Below are 19,254 nucleotides of genomic sequence, written 5' to 3'. Positions count from 1 at the left end.
CATGTACCCAGTTGAGCAAACTATTATTCAGCCGCTTCAGCGCCTTTTGCATTATCAATAATGAATCGAGCTGCTTTTTTGCGAGCTACAGAGCCTGCCAACATAGCTACACGACCTTCTTTTGCAATAATATCCCAAACTTCTTTAGGATCTGCCCCAAAGTTTTGAGCCATAATGAAGATTTCACGGTTCATATCATCTGGAGTTACTTCGATACCTTCAGCAGTTGCAATAGCATCCAATACTAAATCAGCGCGTACGTTTTCAGCTGCGGAATCTTTGTATTCAGAGCGTAAATCTTCGATAGTTTTATTGGAGAATTTCAAGTAGTCATCAAGTTTCAAGCCACGGCCTTCCATATTCATAGCCAATTCTTGAATCATTTGTTCTACGCGATCTTTAATCATTACTTCTGGGATTTCTACAGTTGCATTTTTAACAGCTGTTTGAATCAAGTCAGCATTGTAAGTATCGATTGCACGACGGGAAGCTTCTTCCTCCATTTTAGTGCGAAGATCTTTTTTCAATTCTTCAATAGTTTCGTAAGAGCTTGCTTCTTTTGCGAATTCATCATTCAATTCAGGCAATTCTTTACGTTTAATATCATGGATATGAGTTTTGAATTCTGCTTCTTTACCAGCAAGTTCTGCTACGAAGTAGTCTTCAGGGAATGTTACTTTTACAGTTACATCATCACCAGCTTTAGCGCCAATCAATTGATCTTCGAAGCCAGGAATGAAGCTACCAGAACCGATTTGTAATGGATAGGATTTACCTTCACCACCATCAAAAGGTTTACCATCAACGGAACCAGCAAAGTCGATTACTGCGAAGTCATCTTTTTGAATTGTAGCGCCTTCTTCAGCAACAACCATTTTTGCTTGTTGTTCACGAATATTGTTCAACTGTTCTTCGATTTGTTCATCAGATACTGTAGCATCTTGTTTATCTGCTTCTAAGCCTTTGTAATCGCCAAGTTTAACTTCAGGGCGTTTAGTTACAGTAGCTTTGAAAATCAAATCTTTGCCTTCTTCGAATTGTTCGCGTTCGATTTCAGGTTCAGATACAGGCACGATATCATTTTCACGAAGTGCAGCACTATAGTTTTGGCTAGCCAATACTTCAAACGCTTCTTCCAAGATAGCTTCTTTACCGAAGTTCATTTCCAAAATACGGCGAGGCGCATGTCCTTTGCGGAAGCCAGGGATGTTCACTTGACCTGCAATGCGTTTTACAGCTTGTTTAATGCCCTTATCTACTTCTGCTGCAGGTACTTCAATAGTTAACGTTACTACGTGTTGATCAACAGGATTTACAGTTGCTTTCATTTAAAATATGTCCTCCTCGAAGGGCAATATGCCCAAATTTCTGTAGTATATTATGCACTCCTAATAATAACATAAATGCAAGGTCAATGCAATTCTTCTCAATATACACTAAAAGACCACCCCAAAACGGGTGGTCTTTACATATTTAACATAATTATGCCAATTAGTTATCTTTAGCAATCAATTTGATAATGTCCCGACGAGACAAAATTCCAATCAAACGGTACTCTTTATCTACAACTGGCACATTTTTCAAATGTTGGTCAAGCATAACAGATACAATTTCTTCTACATCTTTATCCGGTGTGGTTGTAATTACTTCATCAGTCATCAACTCATGAACGTGAGATGCCAATAATTTTTTAAATTGAGCATTGTATTCACCGATGCCATTGTAATAGATGCTAGCGCCTAATACATTAACATAATGAGGCACATGAGGACGTACTTTTTTATAAAGTAAATCACCTTCAGAGATAATACCTAACAACTTATTATCATCATCCACTACGGACACAGCTGTTAAATTATATTTAACCAATAAATCAGCTACATCAGAAATCGGCGCATCTTTGCCAACAGTAACAGGGTATTTATTCATTACTTCTTGGATTTTCATAGTGAATTCCTCCTTACAAATACATCTTGCTTTATTATACTATTCGCCACAATATAATAAAACTCCTTTTTTCTGAAAGTATTATACAAATAATTTTTAAGTCTACGTCTTTTACCAATGATAAGGTTCATTACGATTGATTTTTGATGCTCGATAAATTTGTTCTACAAGTAGCAATCGAACCATTTGATGAGTAAAAGTCATAGGGCTAAAAGATAATTTATAATTTACAGCCTGACGTAATATATCACTCACCCCAAAGGCACCACCAATAATGAAAGCCATATCGCTAACACCATCCACCTCAAGCTTAGATACCGTCTTAGCGAGTTCTTCAGAGGACATTGGTTTGCCATACACGTCAAGTAATACGGTATACGCATTTTTAGGGACCGCTTTTAATAAACGGTCTCCTTCTTCTGCAACGACTTGTTTGCGATCCGCATTACTCGGCTTATCTCCAATTTTACTTTCATTCAGCTCTGTAATTGTAATGCCACCATAGGGGCGCATGCGTTTCACAAACTCTGCTACGCCCTCACGTAAATAAACATCCTTCAATTTGCCGATACAGACTACATAAAATCTCATTTTTACCTCTTCACAGATTGGATGGACACAATTTCATTAGGCTGACCATGTTGTAACTTCATTTCAGGTCCAATACGAACACCACCATCAACAAGCATTTTGCCAATAGTTTGGGTAACAAGGACAGAGTTATTATTATTTTCAGAACGATGGGCCAATATAACTTGCATAAAATCAGGACGTTTCATCATGAGTAGTGCTTGCGCAGCCATTTCATTACTCAAATGACCTTCATCACTAGCCACCCTTTGTTTCAAAAACGGCTGATATGGTCCGAATCGCAACATATGAGGATCATAATTCGCCTCTAGCACTAACAGAGTCGTATCATCAATTCTACGTAAAATATCATCTGAAATCACGCCTGTATCAGTGACAATAGTTGCCTTATCGTTCCCAGCAAACACATTTATACCAATTGGATCAGCCGCATCATGACTTACCGAAAAAGGTTCCACAATTAGACTCCCCAACGTCAAACTGCCCTTTGTAAGCTCGATTAATCGATTCTTTGGCACGATTAACTTATCTTGGATTTCACGCCAGGTGCCTTGCTTCGTATACACAGGAATATCAAATCGTTTTAGTAATTGTTGTAGTCCCGCAATGTGATCACTATGTTCATGACTGACAAATATACCCTCTACCTGTGCCATATCAATTTGTAATTCTTTTAACCCATTGACAATGCGTCGACAACTGATGCCTACATCATGTAATATGACGGAGTTCCCTTTTTTTATCACTGTACAATTGCCCTTACTACCACTGGCAAGGACATGGACCTCCAACGGTGAGGATTCACTCATCAAAACACTCCATATACTTAATCATAAATCTATTATTTCTGTAAAAGTCAATAGCTTAGTTATTTAGTTAAATATTGTATTAACTCATTTAAATTCAAGCTATTATTACGTTCTTTCAGATAATTTAGTCAAACGCTCTACAAAGTACGACATATTAGCCTCAATATCTGATCCTCGACGGAACATGTCACCGCCAACGAGGAACATAGTATCATTTCCGTACAGCTCAACGAGTTCATTAAGACGAGCATCTGTAACACCACCACCCGGTGCCGGGCAAGCTGCTTTCATCAAACCTAATGGCTGTTTAATGTAAGAGGAAATCCTCTTGCATTGTTCCTCTGTAAAAGTAAAGCGTCCACCATAAGATACGAAAATTGGCATATCAGCCCCAAAGATACGAGGTAATAAACCTAGTTGTAAATAGTCAGCTACTCCAGATACACCAGGGCTTACAAATCCACCAGAATAAGCTGGATGATGAATAATGGGCAATCGTAAGTTTTCATCAGTAGCTAATTTGTGTAACCAACCGAAACCAACGAGACCTGCAGCCACCATGAGAGCTGTAGCACCAGCCTCTTTGGCAAAATAAGCGCGTTCTAACACATCTGTACCATCACCTGATACGTTTGCAGCATATAAAGTATGTGTACCATGTACAGCATTCATTTCCTGTACCATAGCAGCACATCGTTTTACACGATCTTTATATTGAGAGAAGGACTGATTAGAAATACCATGATCATCCTTTATGACATCTGCACCACCACGTGTGTAAGCGCCACACATACGAGCCAATTCTACATTCGGTGTGCCCATCGGCTTTACAACGGCTTGAATCATTGGACGCGTCGGGGTTTCCACTAATCGACGAATTCCTTGTAAGCCAAATTGTGGTCCCTTAAACACATCGTAAAGTGTTGGACATAGTTCAATATCTACTACCCAAATATGTGGCTGTAACGAAGAATTACCAAAGACAACATTTAAAAATTGTGTAGCCTCTAAGGCCGTGGTATCTACGTGATATGAAATACGAGCCAAATAGTAACGAGAGGTGTCAATTACAGCATTTGGCATCACACCTACATTGATATAAGGAGAGTCTTCTACTATAGGTTCAAGAGATTCTAGTCGACCAGTAATAGTTTCTTTAATGTATGGATCCGTTACAAACTCATAAGGAAATTCTATAGTTTGCTCCACTTGAACAGCCCAAGCAATTGATTTTGCTTCTTCATATGTACTCGCTTCTATTCTATATGTAACTATAAATCGCTCGTCTTTCATAATGCGTCTCCTTTGCAATAATATTATTTAATTATATACCAAAGTAGTATACGATTCCATAAAAAAAGACCTCACTCCAAATCAGAGTGAGATCTTTTTAACAAACGAAACCATATATATTGATGTTTTACCTATACTAACAAGGTTTCTACTGTGAGAGACAATACATATAATCGCATGAGAGTAAACTCGTCTAACTATATCTTATTGGTAGAAATGTTTAGGATAACCTTTGAATCGTGTGAAGTGGCGATATTTACGAGTCGCACGATTAGGTTCGTTAACAGTTTTATAACCAAAACCATTAAACATTACATTTAAAATAACAGCTACTATACTACCAGCTGTGATACCAGATTTCAACAGAATTTGAGCCCATGCTGGAAAGTGTGTATAGAATTGAGGTGCTGCAAGAGGAATCATGGATACCCCAATACTAATGGCAACTAGCATCAGGTTATAGTTACCATCGAAACTAACTTTACCAAGAGAACGAATCCCACTGGCGATAATCATGCCGAACATAGCAATCCCTGCGCCCCCTAGTACAGCATTTGGAATACAAGCTACGATAGCGGCTAATTTAGGGAAAAGGCCTAATAAAATTAAAATTACACCAGATGCTGCTACAACGAAACGACTCTTAACACGTGTTACAGCAATAAGACCTACGTTTTGAGCAAATGCTGTATACGGAAAACTATTAAGGATACCACCAATAATAGTAGACAAGCCATCCGCGCGAAGTACCGCAGCCAATTCATTTTGACCAATAGGTTTATCTACAATTTCACCTACCGCAATACTATCACCAGTTGTTTCTACCATAACTACGAGCATTACAATAATCATAGATACAATAGAAGCAAAGTCAAAGGTTGGAAGACCAAAATAGAATGGTGTTACAACAGAAATCCATTGAGAACGTCCTACCTCTGAAAAATCTGTAATACCAACAATCATAGCTAAGGCTGTACCGAGAATAAGGCCAACTAAGATTGCCAAATTACCAAGGAAACCTTTACCAAATCGATAAGTTAATATAACGAGAACAAATGTAGCTACACCAAGAGCTATGTATAGTGGATCGCCAAAGTTTTTATTGCCTACGCCACCCCCCATCCAGTTAACAGCTACTGGCATCAAGTTGATACCAATAATAGTAATGATAGTACCTGTTACTACAGGTGGGAATAGCCGAATCAAACGACTGAAAAATGGTGCCACAAGGAATGTAAAGAGACCAGCTACGATAATCGCACCGTAAATCGTATTGATATCATGCTGTTGACCAATCATAATCATAGGGCCTACAGAAGCAAATGTAACACCTTGAATAAGAGGAATACGCCCGCCAACTGATCCGAATCCTAATGTTTGAATCAATGTAGCTACACCACATGTAAATAAGTCAGCTGTAATCAAACGAATTAAATCTTCAATTGGCAAATGCATAGCTTGTGCAATAATAATTGGTACAGCTACTGCCCCAGCATACATAGCCAGAACGTGCTGTAAACCATAAGCGAATAACTGCGGGATTGGCAGCATACCATCTACATGGTCGACACCAGATGCACCTTTACTCATAAGAATCACCTCATATCTTACGTTTTAGTTACTAGTTAAACAATATAGTCATACTATCGTACATGATAGAGTTTAGAAATCTCATCGACTTCACGTGGGAACCTTGATGGCTAGGGGCAAAAGCCCCTACCATTAAGCAAATATTCTATTTTTTATAACCTGTATGTTTAATCGGCAAGGACCTACGTGGTTCTCCGTCGATACGACGATACGCATTTGCAATAGCCGGTGCAATCGGAATGCTAGAGATTTCGCCAATACCTTTAGCACCGTATGCATATTGTTCTGGTGTCCCTTTTTCGATAAGACTTACATGAATTGGAGGACATTGGGTAGCTCTAAGAAGTCCTAGCGTACCGTATTTAGATGTTACATACCCTTCTTTATAAGGGAAGTCTTCTGTAACGGCATACCCCATTCCCATAATGGCACCACCTTCGGCCTGACCTGTACAGGATTGAGGGTTCACTACACGACCTACATCGTATGCTACATGTAAATTAGCAACCTTATTGTCTTCACCAATTGTTGCTACACATGCACCATAACCATAGGCAACGTGATTTTTTGGATGCGATTTATCAGAATTAAATGGATCTGTTTCACCGAGAAACTCTTCATAAATCTCTACGCCATTCAGTTCTTCTAATGTTTTAGTATCTAACATTTCTTTTAAGCGAAGACTTGCTTTACGCGTTGCTTCACCGGTAAAGAGCGTTTGGCGAGATGCAGTAGTTGTACCAGAATCTGGTGTACGTACTGTATCAGGTCGTTCTACAAATACTTTATCCGCCGTTAAGCCTGTCGTTTCACAAAGTACTTGTGTTGCCATAGTAGCCATGCCTTGACCAATACAAGCGGCACCCGTACGAATACGAACTTTACCATCACGTACTTCTAAAATAACGCGACCCGTATCAGGTAGTCCTACACCAATACCACTATTTTTCAAACATACCGCAAGGCCAGTACGATCAGAGGCATAATATGCATCTTTTACAGCTTCCAAACATTCTACTAAAGCGGTTTCTTTGGAACAAATTTGGCCGTTTGGTAATGAGTCACCAGGGCGTACAACATTTTTGTAGCGGAATTCCCAAGGATCCATGCCTACCAACGCAGCTAATTCATCAATATTTTGCTCTTGACCAAAGATAGTTTGTGTTACGCCAAACCCACGGAATGCACCACCAGGAACAGTATTTGTATAAACACATACACCATCAAAGGCAAAATTATCAAAGTGATAAGGGCCACAAGAATGAGTACCAGCACGTTGAAGTACAGGACCACCTAAAGATGCATACGCGCCACAATTAGAAACGATATTTACCTTACTTGCTACCAAATTACCTTCCGCATCACAAGCTGTTGTAATATCCATTTCCATCGCATGACGTTTAGTATGAATATTGAGACTTTCTTGACGGGAGAAAAGTACCTTAGTTGGTTTTCCTGTAAGCCAAGCTACGAGTGATGCATGATGTTGTACGGTCATATCTTCTTTACCACCAAAGCCACCACCTACGAGCATACTGTGAACCTTTACAGCCTCATTCGGAATACCAAGCATACGAGCAACTTCACGACGATCATCATAAACATTTTGGCTACCTGAATGCAGATGAATTTCATCACCCTCACGATATGCAACGGCACATTCTGGTTCCATAAATGCATGGTCGGTTTGAGGTGTGGAATAATGATTTGTTACTACAAAAGCAGCCTCTGCAATAGCCTTATCTACATCGCCACGAGATAATGTTTGACGAGATAATACATTTCCCTCTGGATGTAACTGAGGAGCATCTGGTTTTAGTGCTTCCAATGGATCTAGTACGGGTTCTAATTCAGTATAATCAACTTCAACTAGAGCCAATACTTCGTCTAAGTATTTCTTTTCTGTAGTTGCAACAAGTGCAATTGCATCGCCTACATAACGTGTAATATCACCTTCGGCGATAAGTACATCCCAATCCGGTACTAAATGACCAGTCTTATTGAATGGTACATCCTTAGCAGTCAATGCCGTTACACATGCTGGATGTTCAAGAGCTTTAGACACATCAACACGATCAACTCTAGCTCGTGGGTATTTAGAACGCAATGCTTTGGCATAAATCATGCCATCCATATAGATATCATCAGAGTATTGTCCAGTACCTAATGCTTTTTCCTCAGCATCTACACGGTGTAAACGAGCGCCTACATTACCATTTGTATCCTTTTCTGGAACTGGTAAGTTCTCACGGAACATTTTTGCAGCTAGCATAATGCCCTCTTCAATTTTTACATAGCCTGTACAACGGCAAATATTACCTAATATCGCCTTTTTAACATCGTCAGGTGTAGGGTCATTATTTTCGTCAATCAATACTTTTGCACTAATAATCATACCTGGTATACAGAAACCACACTGCACCGCTCCGCATTCACCAAAAGCATAGGTGTATACTGCTTTTTCTCGTTCAGATAAACCTTCAATCGTGACAATTGATTTACCGTCTAATTGAGATAGTTTGCTTACACAAGCCTTTGCTTTTTTTCCGTCTATAATTACTGTACACGTACCACATGCACCAGCACTACAACCTTCTTTAGTGCCCGTCAACTTTAAATCAGCTCGCAAGAAATCAATTAAACGTTGATCCTCTTGAACCTCATATTGGGTGCCATTCACTTGAAAGCGGTACATATATAGCCCTCCTCTCATTAAGGAATACATTCACCAAGATACGATTCTGTTAAGGATCCATCTTGTACCACATGGTGACCTCTAAGGATAACATCTCGAACCTTGCCAGTTACAGATATTCCTTCGTAAGGTATATAGTCAGCCTTTGTATGGGCGGACTCTTTTGAAAGCATATGTTCTATATGCTTATCTACAATTGTTATATCCCCATCACTACCTACAGCTAATGTACCCTTCTTGGGATACATGCCATATAGCTTTGCTGGGTTTTCACTAACTAATTTCATAAAATCTACAGCACTCATATTGCATTGGTTAACCAACACATCATAAGCAATGATGCCCCGTTCTTCGGCTCCAGGAATACCTCCAGGAATTCGGGTAAAGTCATACCGACTCTTTAATTTTTGATCATTAAAGGTAAAGCTACAATGGTCGGAACCAATGGTTTGGAATACACCATTTACTAGTGCATGCTTCAATGCCATTTGGTCTTGTATCGTTCTAAGTGGAGGACTCATCACAAATTTAACCCCTTCAAAATCAGGTAATTTATATCGTGATTCATCAAGCACCAAATACTGTGGACATGTTTCACAAGTCACTTGATGTCCTAATGCCCGCTCACGTAGAACTTCATCTACGCCTTCTTTAGAACTTACATGCACAATATGCACGGGATACTCTAATGCAGCACCAATTGTACTAAATCGCTTAATCGCTTCCGATTCAATCATGGCCGGTCTTGTGAGTGGATGATTGTCTACATCTAATTCACCACGTTTACGTTTATCTGCTACAAAGGCATCGATAAGATCACCGTTTTCACAGTGAGCCCCTACAAGCGCACCCGTTGGTTTTATAGCTTCAATAGCATCATAAATTTCTCGATCTGTTAAACGGAAGCCATACGCTAAGTACACTTTAAAGGACGATACACCAGCTTCTACAACCTTTGGTATTTCATGAGATACCTCTTCATTCATTTCTACAAGCTCCATATGGAATTTGTAGTCACAGGAGCAGCGCCCTGCGGCACGCTCCTTGTGAACTTCTAAACCTTTACAAAGGGAGCCATCCTCGGGAGAAGCAAAATTGATGATTGAAGTAGTCCCACCAAGTATAGCAGCCTTCGTACCACTATCAAAATCATCCGCAGTCGATGCTAAAGTATTGGTCATTTGAAAGTGCGTATGAGGATCTATAAATCCTGGGAATACGTAGCAACCTTTTGCATCAATTACTTTAGCCCCTTCTGGAACAGGAACGTGTTCATCGATGGCGACAATTTTGTCGCCATCAATTAATAAATCTCCGGTAAGGATTCGATCAGCTAAGACCAATTCCCCTTGTTGTATGATAATCATGATACATAGTACACATGCTCTTTACAGAAGGCATGTACAACTCCTTTCAATTCTTTAGGTAATGCATCAATGTCACATACGGCTTCTTCACCTTTGAAGCGATAACCACAGCTAGTGCCTTTGATGTAGAAACCATCATTTGTACTATCTGCTAAAGCTTCAGCATTGTGGAAGAATGTAATGCGATCCTTGTATGGTTGACAAGGTTCTACGCAATGACATGCACAGTTACCACACTCATTACAGCTTTGATCAACATGGACGATCAATTTAGCATCATTTACAGTAACGACTTCATTACATCTATTAGGACATACGCGAACACAAGCGCCACAAACTACGCGGCAGTGGTAGTCAGAGCTACGTGTACCTGGGAAAGATGGCATTGCTTCACGTTTTTTCTTCATAGCATCGCTCTTTTTGAAAATTTTGTTCTCAGCGATATCTTTAGCAAGTTCAGCGATAAGTTCTTTATGAACTTTTAAAGCAGCATTGTAATCAGTAGATTCTACTTCGTCTGCTAAGCCTTTGAAAGTATTGTAACCTTCACCTTGTAGAAGAATTGTACATACTGTTACAGGCCAAATACCACAATCAAAGATAGCTTTGATATTTTGTTTTACAGCACCACCGCTATAAGACATAGGTAAACGTTTGCCGAATTGAGCACTTAAGAGCTCAGCTACACCAATTGTTACAGGTAACAAGGATTTACCAGACATATACATTTGCTCGCCTGGCAATTCATTGTTGTGAATTTGTACAGGGAATGTATTTGTCAATTTAACACCGAAAATCTTATTGTGTTTTTCACCAAGAGCGATAAGACGCTCTAACATTGGAACAGCTTTATCGAATTGAAGGTCAACTTCAAATTGATGATCTTCAAAGTCAATGTACTCAAAACCAGCGTTATCCAATAATTCTCTAATGCGTTTTGGACCTAACAATGTAGGGTTGCATTTTAAGTATAGGTGAAGACCTTTTTCACTGATAAGGTACGAACAAATGGATTCGATTTCTTCTGCTGGGCAACCGTGCATTGTGGACAATGTAATTGCTTGGCAAAGTTCATCACTAATAGAGTTGATATAATCAGCATCAATATGCTCAAATTCATCTACATGGTCAAGACACCATTGTTTACAAGTATCCCACATTTGGGATTGAGATGCACTGCGCATTGTGTTAATGAATTTATCAACCATAGGGCTCTTGATACCAGCCAAGTTGTAGCCAACACTCATGATGAATAAGAAGCCATCTGGATCCCCTAAATCTAATTCTTTAGAGATTAATTTCAATGCGAACCAAGCTTTGATGTATTCATCAGCAGCTTCATCACAGCTATATTCAGAAGACCACTCTACGTTGTAGGCTTCGTCTACAGAGTAGATACAAGGTCTAGGAATACCTAGTTCTTCACCATACATAATTTGTACGGTTTTTAATTCGATGCAACGAGCACCAGCTACATAAGATGCCACAATGTTTTGTGCCAACTGTGTATTAGGGCCAGCTGCTGGACCTACAGGATTTTCAATAGATTTACCAAAGATAGATAAGCGTTGATCATGATTCGTACGATGAATTTTATTTACATTGTAAATACGATTGTACATCTTGTACTCAGTCATAATGTGGTTCATCAAATTTCCGAAACTTACCGGATACATAATGTCACTCATAATGTCACACTCCTTTAAAGCGTTTGCGTTATGGGTTTAGTCGTTTCCATAAACCTTTAGATGTTGCTAAAACTTCGTCCATTACTTCAGCTTTATCAATGCCTTGTAATTTACGATCAATCATGCGTGGTACACCATCACTAATAGTTGTTACCACATACATACCATTAGCACCGAATAGTAAGTGACCATTGATGTTGTTTTCATCAAGTGGTGTTGGTGCTGCGTAATCAAGAACAATTACGTCAGCTGCGGCACCTTTTTTAAGGATGCCTACCGTAGTATCGAAGAATTCATTAGCCATTTTGCGGTTGTTTTCAAATAGCATATGAGGTACTTCGCCCCAGCCTACATATGGTTTATGTTGCTCATGTTTCACGAGACAATTCGCTACTTTATAAGATTCGAGCATATCATTTGTATAACCATCTGTGCCAAGCCCAACAGTGATCCCTGCATCTAATAGTTTTAAGATATCTGTCGTGCCTACTGCATTACCCATGTTACTTTCTGGGTTATGTACGACCTTAGCTTGAGATTTTTTCAATAATGCCACATCTTCGTCAGTTACGTGTACACAGTGACCAGCGATGCTCTTAGGGCCTAAAATACCTGCCTCTACGAGGCGTCTAACAGGTGTCATGCCATACTTTTCTTTACTATCGGCCACATCTTCAGGCCCTTCTGCAACATGAACATGATAACCTAATTGATCTTCATTGTGAGCTTTCACATAGTCTAATGTATCAGAGCTTAGTGTGAAAGATGCATGCAAGCCCATCATAGCAGCAAGTCTAGATGAATCTTGCTTGGCTTCTTTACCAAAGCGTACGTTTTCTGCAACAGCGGCTTTCATCTGATCAACACCGTTACGGTCAGACACTTCGTAGCACAAGCAAGAGCGAACGCCAAATTGCTTAGCTACATCTGCAATGATGGATAAGCTGTTAGGAACTTCACCATAACTTGCGTGATGGTCAAAAATAGTAGTTACACCATTTTCGATACAGCCTAAATACGTAAGTAATGCACTTGCTTTTACATCAGGAGCGGTCAATTTATTATCTAAGTAGAACCAAAGTCCTTCCAAGATTTCACCGAAGTTAGTCGGTGCCGGACCTGGCAATGATAAACCTCGTGCAAGAGCGGAATAAATATGGTGATGTGCATTAATGAAACCTGGCATAATTAGGCCACCATGAGCATCAATGATTTCTGCATTTACATACGTTTTACATAATTCATCATATATACCAATATCAACAATTTGAGTCCCGTCGATAGCAACAGCACCATCATAAATGATAGGTCTATCAGCGTCGCGAGTAATAACAGTACCTTTTCCTAATATAATCATGTGGGCACCTCCTCAACGATTCGTTGAAATGCATACTTATAAACTTATATATTATTATAATACGATACGTGTTCCTGTTTTTCCTGCTATACCATCTTTAGATTTCTCTAATAATGTGATAATTGAAACACGGCCTTTTTTAGATTCTGCAAATGCTATAGCGGCTTCTACCTTTGGTTTCATCGAGCCTTCTGCAAACTCACCAGCTGATACATATTCTTTAGCTTGTGTAACGTTTATTTCATCAAGCCATTTTTCATTTTCTTTACCAAAGTTAATGGCAACCTTTTCAACAGCTGTTAAAATAACGAGAACATCAGCATCAATTTCTTGGGCCAATAAACTACTAGTCCAATCTTTATCAATAACAGCAGCTGCACCATGAAGTTCATTACCTTCTTTAGTTACTGGGATACCTCCCCCGCCACAAGCAACAATTAATTGTTTACCTACTAAACCTTTAATTGCTTCTAGTTCAATAATTTCTTTTGGTGCTGGAGATGCCACCACACGACGATAACCACGTCCCGCATCTTCTTTTACCACATAATCGTAATTCTTTTCTGCGTATTCAGCTTCTTCCTGAGTCATAAAGTGTCCAATTGGTTTTGTAGGATTTTGAAAAGCTGGGTCATTTTGATCAACAAGTACTTGTGTAACCATAGTCATTGTTGGCAAATCTTTTATACCACGATTTAAGAGCTCTTCGTGAAGAGCATTTTGTAAGTCATAACCAATATAAGCTTGGCTCATTGCTACACATACAGATAATGGAGTGTTTGGTTGACCTTCTACTTCACGAGTCAATGCAGCCATCGCATTGTTGATCATACCAATTTGAGGTCCATTACCATGTGTTACCACTACGTCACAATCAGCTTCTACTAAATCAATAATCGTTTTAGCTGTACTTTTTACTGCAATTTTCTGTTCTGGTAAGGAATTGCCTAATGCATTCCCCCCCAGTGCTACTACAACTCTCTTTTTCATGTTATGCCTCATAACAAACTATTAAGAATAAAAGGAGCCATCAATACGGATGGCCCCTAAACTTTACTTTACGGTTGAACTCGTTCGGTTCCCTTCCGTTCTAATTCTTTTAAGGTTTCTACAGGATTTTTAAATTTGCTAAGGAAAATCATAGCTGCAATAACATATGGTTTGTAGCTTGCTTCCTTATAAAGAGGTATGCGGTAGCGATCAAATACTGTTGCATCTACTTCGCCTTCTTCACAACTTACACCTGTAATATCTGCTGGTAAGCAATGTAAGTAAAGAGCTTTGCCGTCCTTTGTGAGACTCATCATCTCTTCCGTACATGCCCAATCTTTATGTTTACCATTTTCTTCAAGAAGAACTTTTTCTAATGCTTTAATACCTTCATGATCATTTTCACCATACAGTTTTGTACGTTTTTCCATTGCACCGAATGGAGCCCAGCTCTTAGGATATACGATGTCTGCATCTTTGAAAGCATCCTTCATGTCGTTAGTTCTACGGAATGAACCGCCGCTAGCTTCAGCTTGTTTCTTAGCGATTTCTTCAACTTCCGGCATTACTTCATACCCTTCTGGATGTGCTAATACAACTTCCATACCGAGACGAGTAAATAAACCAATAGCACCTTGAGGTACGGATAAAGGTTTACCATAAGATGGGGAGTATGCCCAAGTCATAGCAATCTTTTTGCCTTTAAGGTTTTCTACACCGCCGAATTCTTTGATGATATGAGCTGTATCAGCCATGATTTGTGTAGGATGGTCAATATCACATTGTAGGTTTACAAGTGTTGGGCGTTGCTCTAGTACACCATCTTCGTGACCTTCTTTAACTGCATCGGATACTTGATGCATATAAGCATTACCTTTACCGATATACATATCATCACGAATACCGATAACATCTGCCATAAAGGAAATCATATTAGCTGTTTCACGAACTGTTTCACCGTGAGCGATTTGAGATTTGCCTTCATCTAAATCTTGAACTTCAAGGCCTAGCAAATTACAAGCGGAAGCAAAAGAGAAACGAGTTCTTGTAGAGTTATCGCGGAATAAAGAAATGCCAAGACCGCTGTCAAATACTTTAGTGGAGATATTGCGTTCTCTAAGAGCACGCAATGCATCAGCTACTGCCCAAACACCTTTTAATTCGTCATCAGATTTTTCCCAAGTTAGGAAGAAATCTTCGCCGTACATTTTACTAACATCTAAGCCTTGTAGTGTTTCAATACTTTTATTGAAGTCTGTCATCTGTAAGTCCTCTCTTTCAATTCCCTAAAGGGCTACTTAGGATCTAACTTTATACGATGCCTCATCAAATGTTGAGGTACCATATGAAATTCTTAATATCAACTATTTTCAGTTATTTTCGTTAAAATAGATCTAATTCAATATATGTGATATTAGTCTTTGCAGTATACGGATGGTAACAATGCATATACAGCGGCACATGTTACAAGATCTTGTTTCCATGTAATTTCGTTAGGAGCATGTGCTTGTGCTTCTGCGCCAGGACCGAAGCCGATGCAAGGAATACCATTACGACCCATGATAGATACACCATTTGTGGAGAATGTCCATTTATCAGTTAATGGGCGAGCTTTACGCATTTCAACTGTATCTTCTGCACCAATACGTTCGTTGCCATATAAGCTAGTGTATGCTTCTTCCAAAGCTTCTGTTACTTTGTGATCTTTAGGAATTACCCATGTTGGGAAGTAGCATTCAATTGGATAGGTTAAACCAGTCCAAGATGGACGAGCATATTCGTACATGGATACTTTCGCACCATATTCTTTAACATGTGGTAATTCTTCGATTTCTGCCAAGCAACTTTGCCAAGTTTCACCAGCAGTCATACGACGGTCCAAGGAAATAGCGCAGGAGTCAGCTACTGCACAACGGCTTGGAGAAGTATAGAAAATTTGGGAAGTAGTTACTGTACCGCGACCTAAGAAGCGAGCTTCTTCATAGTGGTCAGGGTTAAATTTTGGATCAAGCATTTTAACAAGGCCCTTAATTTTTGTGCTTTCATCAGCAGAGTTAGCATTCAATTCACGGATGTCTTGAAGTATATCTGCCATTTTATAAATTGCGTTGTCACCGCGTTCAGGAGCAGAACCATGGCAAGATACACCTTGTACATCTACACGAATTTCCATACGACCACGTTGCCCACGATAGATACCGCCATCAGTTGGTTCTGTAGATACTACAAATTCAGGACGGATATTACGTTCTTTAATCATGTATTCCCAGCAAAGGCCATCGCAGTCCTCTTCTTGTACGGTGCCTACAACAAGTACACGATATTTATCACTTAGAAGTCCTAAATCTTTCATAATCTTAGCGCCGTATACAGCGGATACGATACCACCCAATTGGTCAGATACGCCACGACCACCAATTTTAGTTTCGTCTTCGAAACCATCGTATGGATCAAAATCCCAATTATCACGATTGCCAATACCAACTGTATCAATATGTCCATCAAAGGCAATGAGGGTTTTTCCTGTACCCATATATCCAAGAATATTCCCCATAGGATCTACTTCAACTTCATCAAATCCTAGATCTTTCATCTCTTGTTCTATACGTTTTACATGATCTTTTTCTTCAGCACTTTCACCTGGGAATGCTACGATCTCACGTAAAAACTTTGTCATCGCTGGGCCATAAGTTGCCGCTGCTTGTTTAATTGCTTGTAAATCCATAATTAATGCCTCCTAACGATCTTCACCATACCACATAATATTTTTATATCTTTCAGGGTCCGTATCACCTTCAGTGGAGAAACAGAGTACCTTTGAAGACGCATCTAGTTCTAACTCTTTCCGTAAGTCTTCATATTCCGGCATTGTCATAATTGCCATTACAAGACCTAATGGAACTGCACCAGACTCTCCAGTAGTAATTGGAGTATCGCCTTTAATCGGTGCACCGCCAACGCGCATGCCTAAACGTGCCACCCAGTCAGGCGCAGAAACGAATACATCTGCATGATTTCTCAAAATATCCCAAGAAACTGTGTTCGGTTCACCACAAGCTAAGCCTGCCATGATTGTTTCTAAATCACCCTCTACGATACGAGGTTTACCATCATCAGCTACAGCACCTTTGTATAAACAAGCTGCAGCTGCCGCTTCTACAACAACTAATTTAGGTTTTTTAGCCACATTGCTGTATAGATTAGTGAAGTAACCCACTACAGAACCGGCAAGGGAACCTACACCAGCTTGTACAAATACATGAGTAGGAACTTTACAATTATCAGCTTCTAATTGATTGGCTGTTTCCATAGCCATTGTGCCATAGCCTTGCATAATCCAGTTTGGAATTTCTTCATAACCTTCCCAGGCAGTATCTTGAACTACAACACCATTAGGAACTTCTTTAGACTTTTTAGTTGCTAAGCGTACACACTCATCGTAGTTGAAGTCTTCGATTGTTACAGTAGCGCCTTCGTTTTCGATTTGTTTTCTACGATATTCTGTAGAGCCCTTTGGCATAAATACTACAGATTTTTGACCTAATTTATTGGCTGCCCATGCTACACCTCGACCGTGGTTACCATCAGTGGCAGTAAAGAATGTAGCTTGACCAAACTCTTCTTTTAATTTTGCTGATGTTAATACATCATATGGTACATCCTCAACAGCTTTACCAGTTTGTTGCGCCACATATTTTGCCATCGCATAGGAGCCGCCTAATACCTTAAATGCATTAAGGCCAAATCGGTAGGATTCATCTTTTACAAAGAGTGCATCAACACCGATATAAGACGCTAAATTCTTAAGCGATACAAGTGGAGTAACGCTATATTGTGGAAAACTTTCATGAAACGCTTTAGCTTTCTTAACCTCTCTAACATCCATAACGGACAAAAACTTGTCACTTGATGGTACCATTGTATTACGTTTCCACTGAATTCGTTCCATATTTGCCTCCTAGGATTCTTCCTTTACAGTATTTAAATCACTATAAAGAGTAAACTTAGAAATATTAAAATACTCTGCTATCTTCTCAGAAGACTTCGAGATAAGAAAAGCCCCTTTTTCGTTTAAATAGGAAATAGCTTTTAAGCGTTCCACCTTATTCATCAATGGTCCTGGTTTACCAACTAAACGTTCTACGTCTAGTAATAAATCATCTAATAGTTCCGATACACTCGTCGTAATTTTTTCAACAGATCCTGCATCTTCCTGACCTGTATTGACCAAACTATCCAAAAGTCGATGCATCATAACAAACTCTGTTATATCTTGGTTAATCCCCAACAAGTATGCTATACGACCTGTATCATCACGAATATACATGGTAGAAGATTTTAATATTCGACCATCTTTAGTCTTTGTGAGATAACCAAATCTGCCCTCGCTACCATCGTCATGACTCAGCACATCTAAAACCACATGCGATGGGCCATCACCAACATGTCTATTAGTTATAGTTCCATTCTCAATATATACAAGAGAAGAATTAATATCCCCTTGTAAATCATGAATCAATACTTCACAGGATGGTCCAAATTGTACCGCTAATCCATGGGCTATGACTTTTATTCGCTCTAATGTACTCATTGAAATAACCCCTCTTTCAATGTCATAGATTAACCTTTCCCGTTTAAATTACGCTAGCCCGGTTAATAGCTAATATAAAATTAACCCTAACTATTTTTGTATCAACCTAAATTTTTGTTAGGTTCTTTAACTAAATTATAGGACTATGTGTACAAAAACGCAATATAATTATGTATTAAAGTTATTTATAATTATGCGCTTATATACACAAATAGAGATAAAGATAAATAAACATTATGATTTTCATCACATTTACTTATCGATATCAAAATTTTTAATGACCTTTGCTCCATCATATCAATCATAAGTACATACAAAAAAGGCTGTAATAACGAA

At 39.2% G+C, this 19,254-nt stretch carries 15 protein-coding genes; all 15 read right to left on the bottom strand.

The features are described 5' to 3' along the window. Window positions 1–23: 23 nt before the first annotated feature. On the bottom strand, window positions 24–1,328 hold the full coding sequence (gene tig, locus E7A03_RS00160) for a trigger factor (RefSeq protein ID WP_008601449.1): 1,305 nt from the start codon (window positions 1,326–1,328) through the stop codon (window positions 24–26). A 163-nt stretch (window positions 1,329–1,491) separates the two neighbouring features. Further along, on the bottom strand, window positions 1,492–1,947 hold the full coding sequence (locus E7A03_RS00155; protein ID WP_004696521.1) for a CBS domain-containing protein: 456 nt from the start codon (window positions 1,945–1,947) through the stop codon (window positions 1,492–1,494). 111 nt (window positions 1,948–2,058) lie between these two features. After that, complete coding sequence (gene rlmH / locus E7A03_RS00150; protein WP_077708586.1) at window positions 2,059–2,538, bottom strand: 23S rRNA (pseudouridine(1915)-N(3))-methyltransferase RlmH; 480 nt, start codon at window positions 2,536–2,538, stop codon at window positions 2,059–2,061. 2 nt (window positions 2,539–2,540) lie between these two features. Further along, entirely contained in the window at window positions 2,541–3,347 is an 807-nt protein-coding gene (locus E7A03_RS00145; protein WP_008714316.1) for an MBL fold metallo-hydrolase, read from the bottom strand. A gap of 105 nt (window positions 3,348–3,452) precedes the next feature. After that, window positions 3,453–4,640 carry a RuBisCO large subunit C-terminal-like domain-containing protein gene (locus E7A03_RS00140; protein WP_077708587.1) on the bottom strand — a complete coding sequence of 396 codons (1,188 nt, stop codon included), beginning with the start codon at window positions 4,638–4,640 and terminating at the stop codon, window positions 3,453–3,455. 204 nt (window positions 4,641–4,844) lie between these two features. Further along, window positions 4,845–6,230 carry a nucleobase:cation symporter-2 family protein gene (locus E7A03_RS00135; protein WP_021148373.1) on the bottom strand — a complete coding sequence of 462 codons (1,386 nt, stop codon included), beginning with the start codon at window positions 6,228–6,230 and terminating at the stop codon, window positions 4,845–4,847. Between the two features lie 145 nt (window positions 6,231–6,375). Beyond that, a complete protein-coding gene (xdh, locus tag E7A03_RS00130) occupies window positions 6,376–8,925 on the bottom strand; it encodes a selenium-dependent xanthine dehydrogenase (protein WP_004696528.1) in 2,550 nt (849 codons plus the stop codon). Between the two features lie 17 nt (window positions 8,926–8,942). Continuing rightward, the gene (gene hydA / locus E7A03_RS00125) at window positions 8,943–10,292 is read right to left on the bottom strand and encodes a dihydropyrimidinase (protein WP_077708588.1); all 1,350 of its coding nucleotides are present in this window, start codon (window positions 10,290–10,292) and stop codon (window positions 8,943–8,945) included. Next, window positions 10,289–11,980 carry a selenate reductase gene (locus E7A03_RS00120; protein WP_316073538.1) on the bottom strand — a complete coding sequence of 564 codons (1,692 nt, stop codon included), beginning with the start codon at window positions 11,978–11,980 and terminating at the stop codon, window positions 10,289–10,291. The genes hydA and E7A03_RS00120 overlap by 4 nt, the downstream gene beginning before the upstream one ends. 28 nt (window positions 11,981–12,008) lie before the next feature. After that, window positions 12,009–13,337, bottom strand: coding sequence for a putative aminohydrolase SsnA (gene ssnA, locus E7A03_RS00115; RefSeq protein ID WP_077708590.1), 1,329 nt, complete (start codon window positions 13,335–13,337; stop codon window positions 12,009–12,011). Between the two features lie 54 nt (window positions 13,338–13,391). Next, window positions 13,392–14,327, bottom strand: a complete 936-nt coding sequence (gene arcC, locus E7A03_RS00110) for a carbamate kinase (protein WP_316073536.1) — start codon at window positions 14,325–14,327, stop codon at window positions 13,392–13,394. A gap of 68 nt (window positions 14,328–14,395) precedes the next feature. Continuing rightward, the gene (gene ygeW / locus E7A03_RS00105) at window positions 14,396–15,589 is read right to left on the bottom strand and encodes a knotted carbamoyltransferase YgeW (RefSeq protein ID WP_004698646.1); all 1,194 of its coding nucleotides are present in this window, start codon (window positions 15,587–15,589) and stop codon (window positions 14,396–14,398) included. A gap of 152 nt (window positions 15,590–15,741) precedes the next feature. Continuing rightward, window positions 15,742–17,052, bottom strand: coding sequence for a YgeY family selenium metabolism-linked hydrolase (locus E7A03_RS00100; protein WP_004698551.1), 1,311 nt, complete (start codon window positions 17,050–17,052; stop codon window positions 15,742–15,744). Between the two features lie 12 nt (window positions 17,053–17,064). After that, window positions 17,065–18,276 (bottom strand): diaminopropionate ammonia-lyase, encoded by a 1,212-nt coding sequence (dpaL, locus tag E7A03_RS00095; protein WP_195394637.1) that lies wholly within the window; start codon window positions 18,274–18,276, stop codon window positions 17,065–17,067. Window positions 18,277–18,285: 9 nt separating this feature from the next. Further along, window positions 18,286–18,918 carry a helix-turn-helix transcriptional regulator gene (locus E7A03_RS00090; RefSeq protein ID WP_004696542.1) on the bottom strand — a complete coding sequence of 211 codons (633 nt, stop codon included), beginning with the start codon at window positions 18,916–18,918 and terminating at the stop codon, window positions 18,286–18,288. Window positions 18,919–19,254 lie beyond the last annotated feature (336 nt).

Origin of the sequence: Veillonella parvula (assembly GCF_032472435.1) — a bacterium.
In the GTDB taxonomy this organism is placed as follows: domain Bacteria; phylum Bacillota; class Negativicutes; order Veillonellales; family Veillonellaceae; genus Veillonella; species Veillonella parvula_N.
Note: the sequence above shows the minus strand (reverse complement) of the source record. Positions and strands in the feature narration are given on the sequence as shown.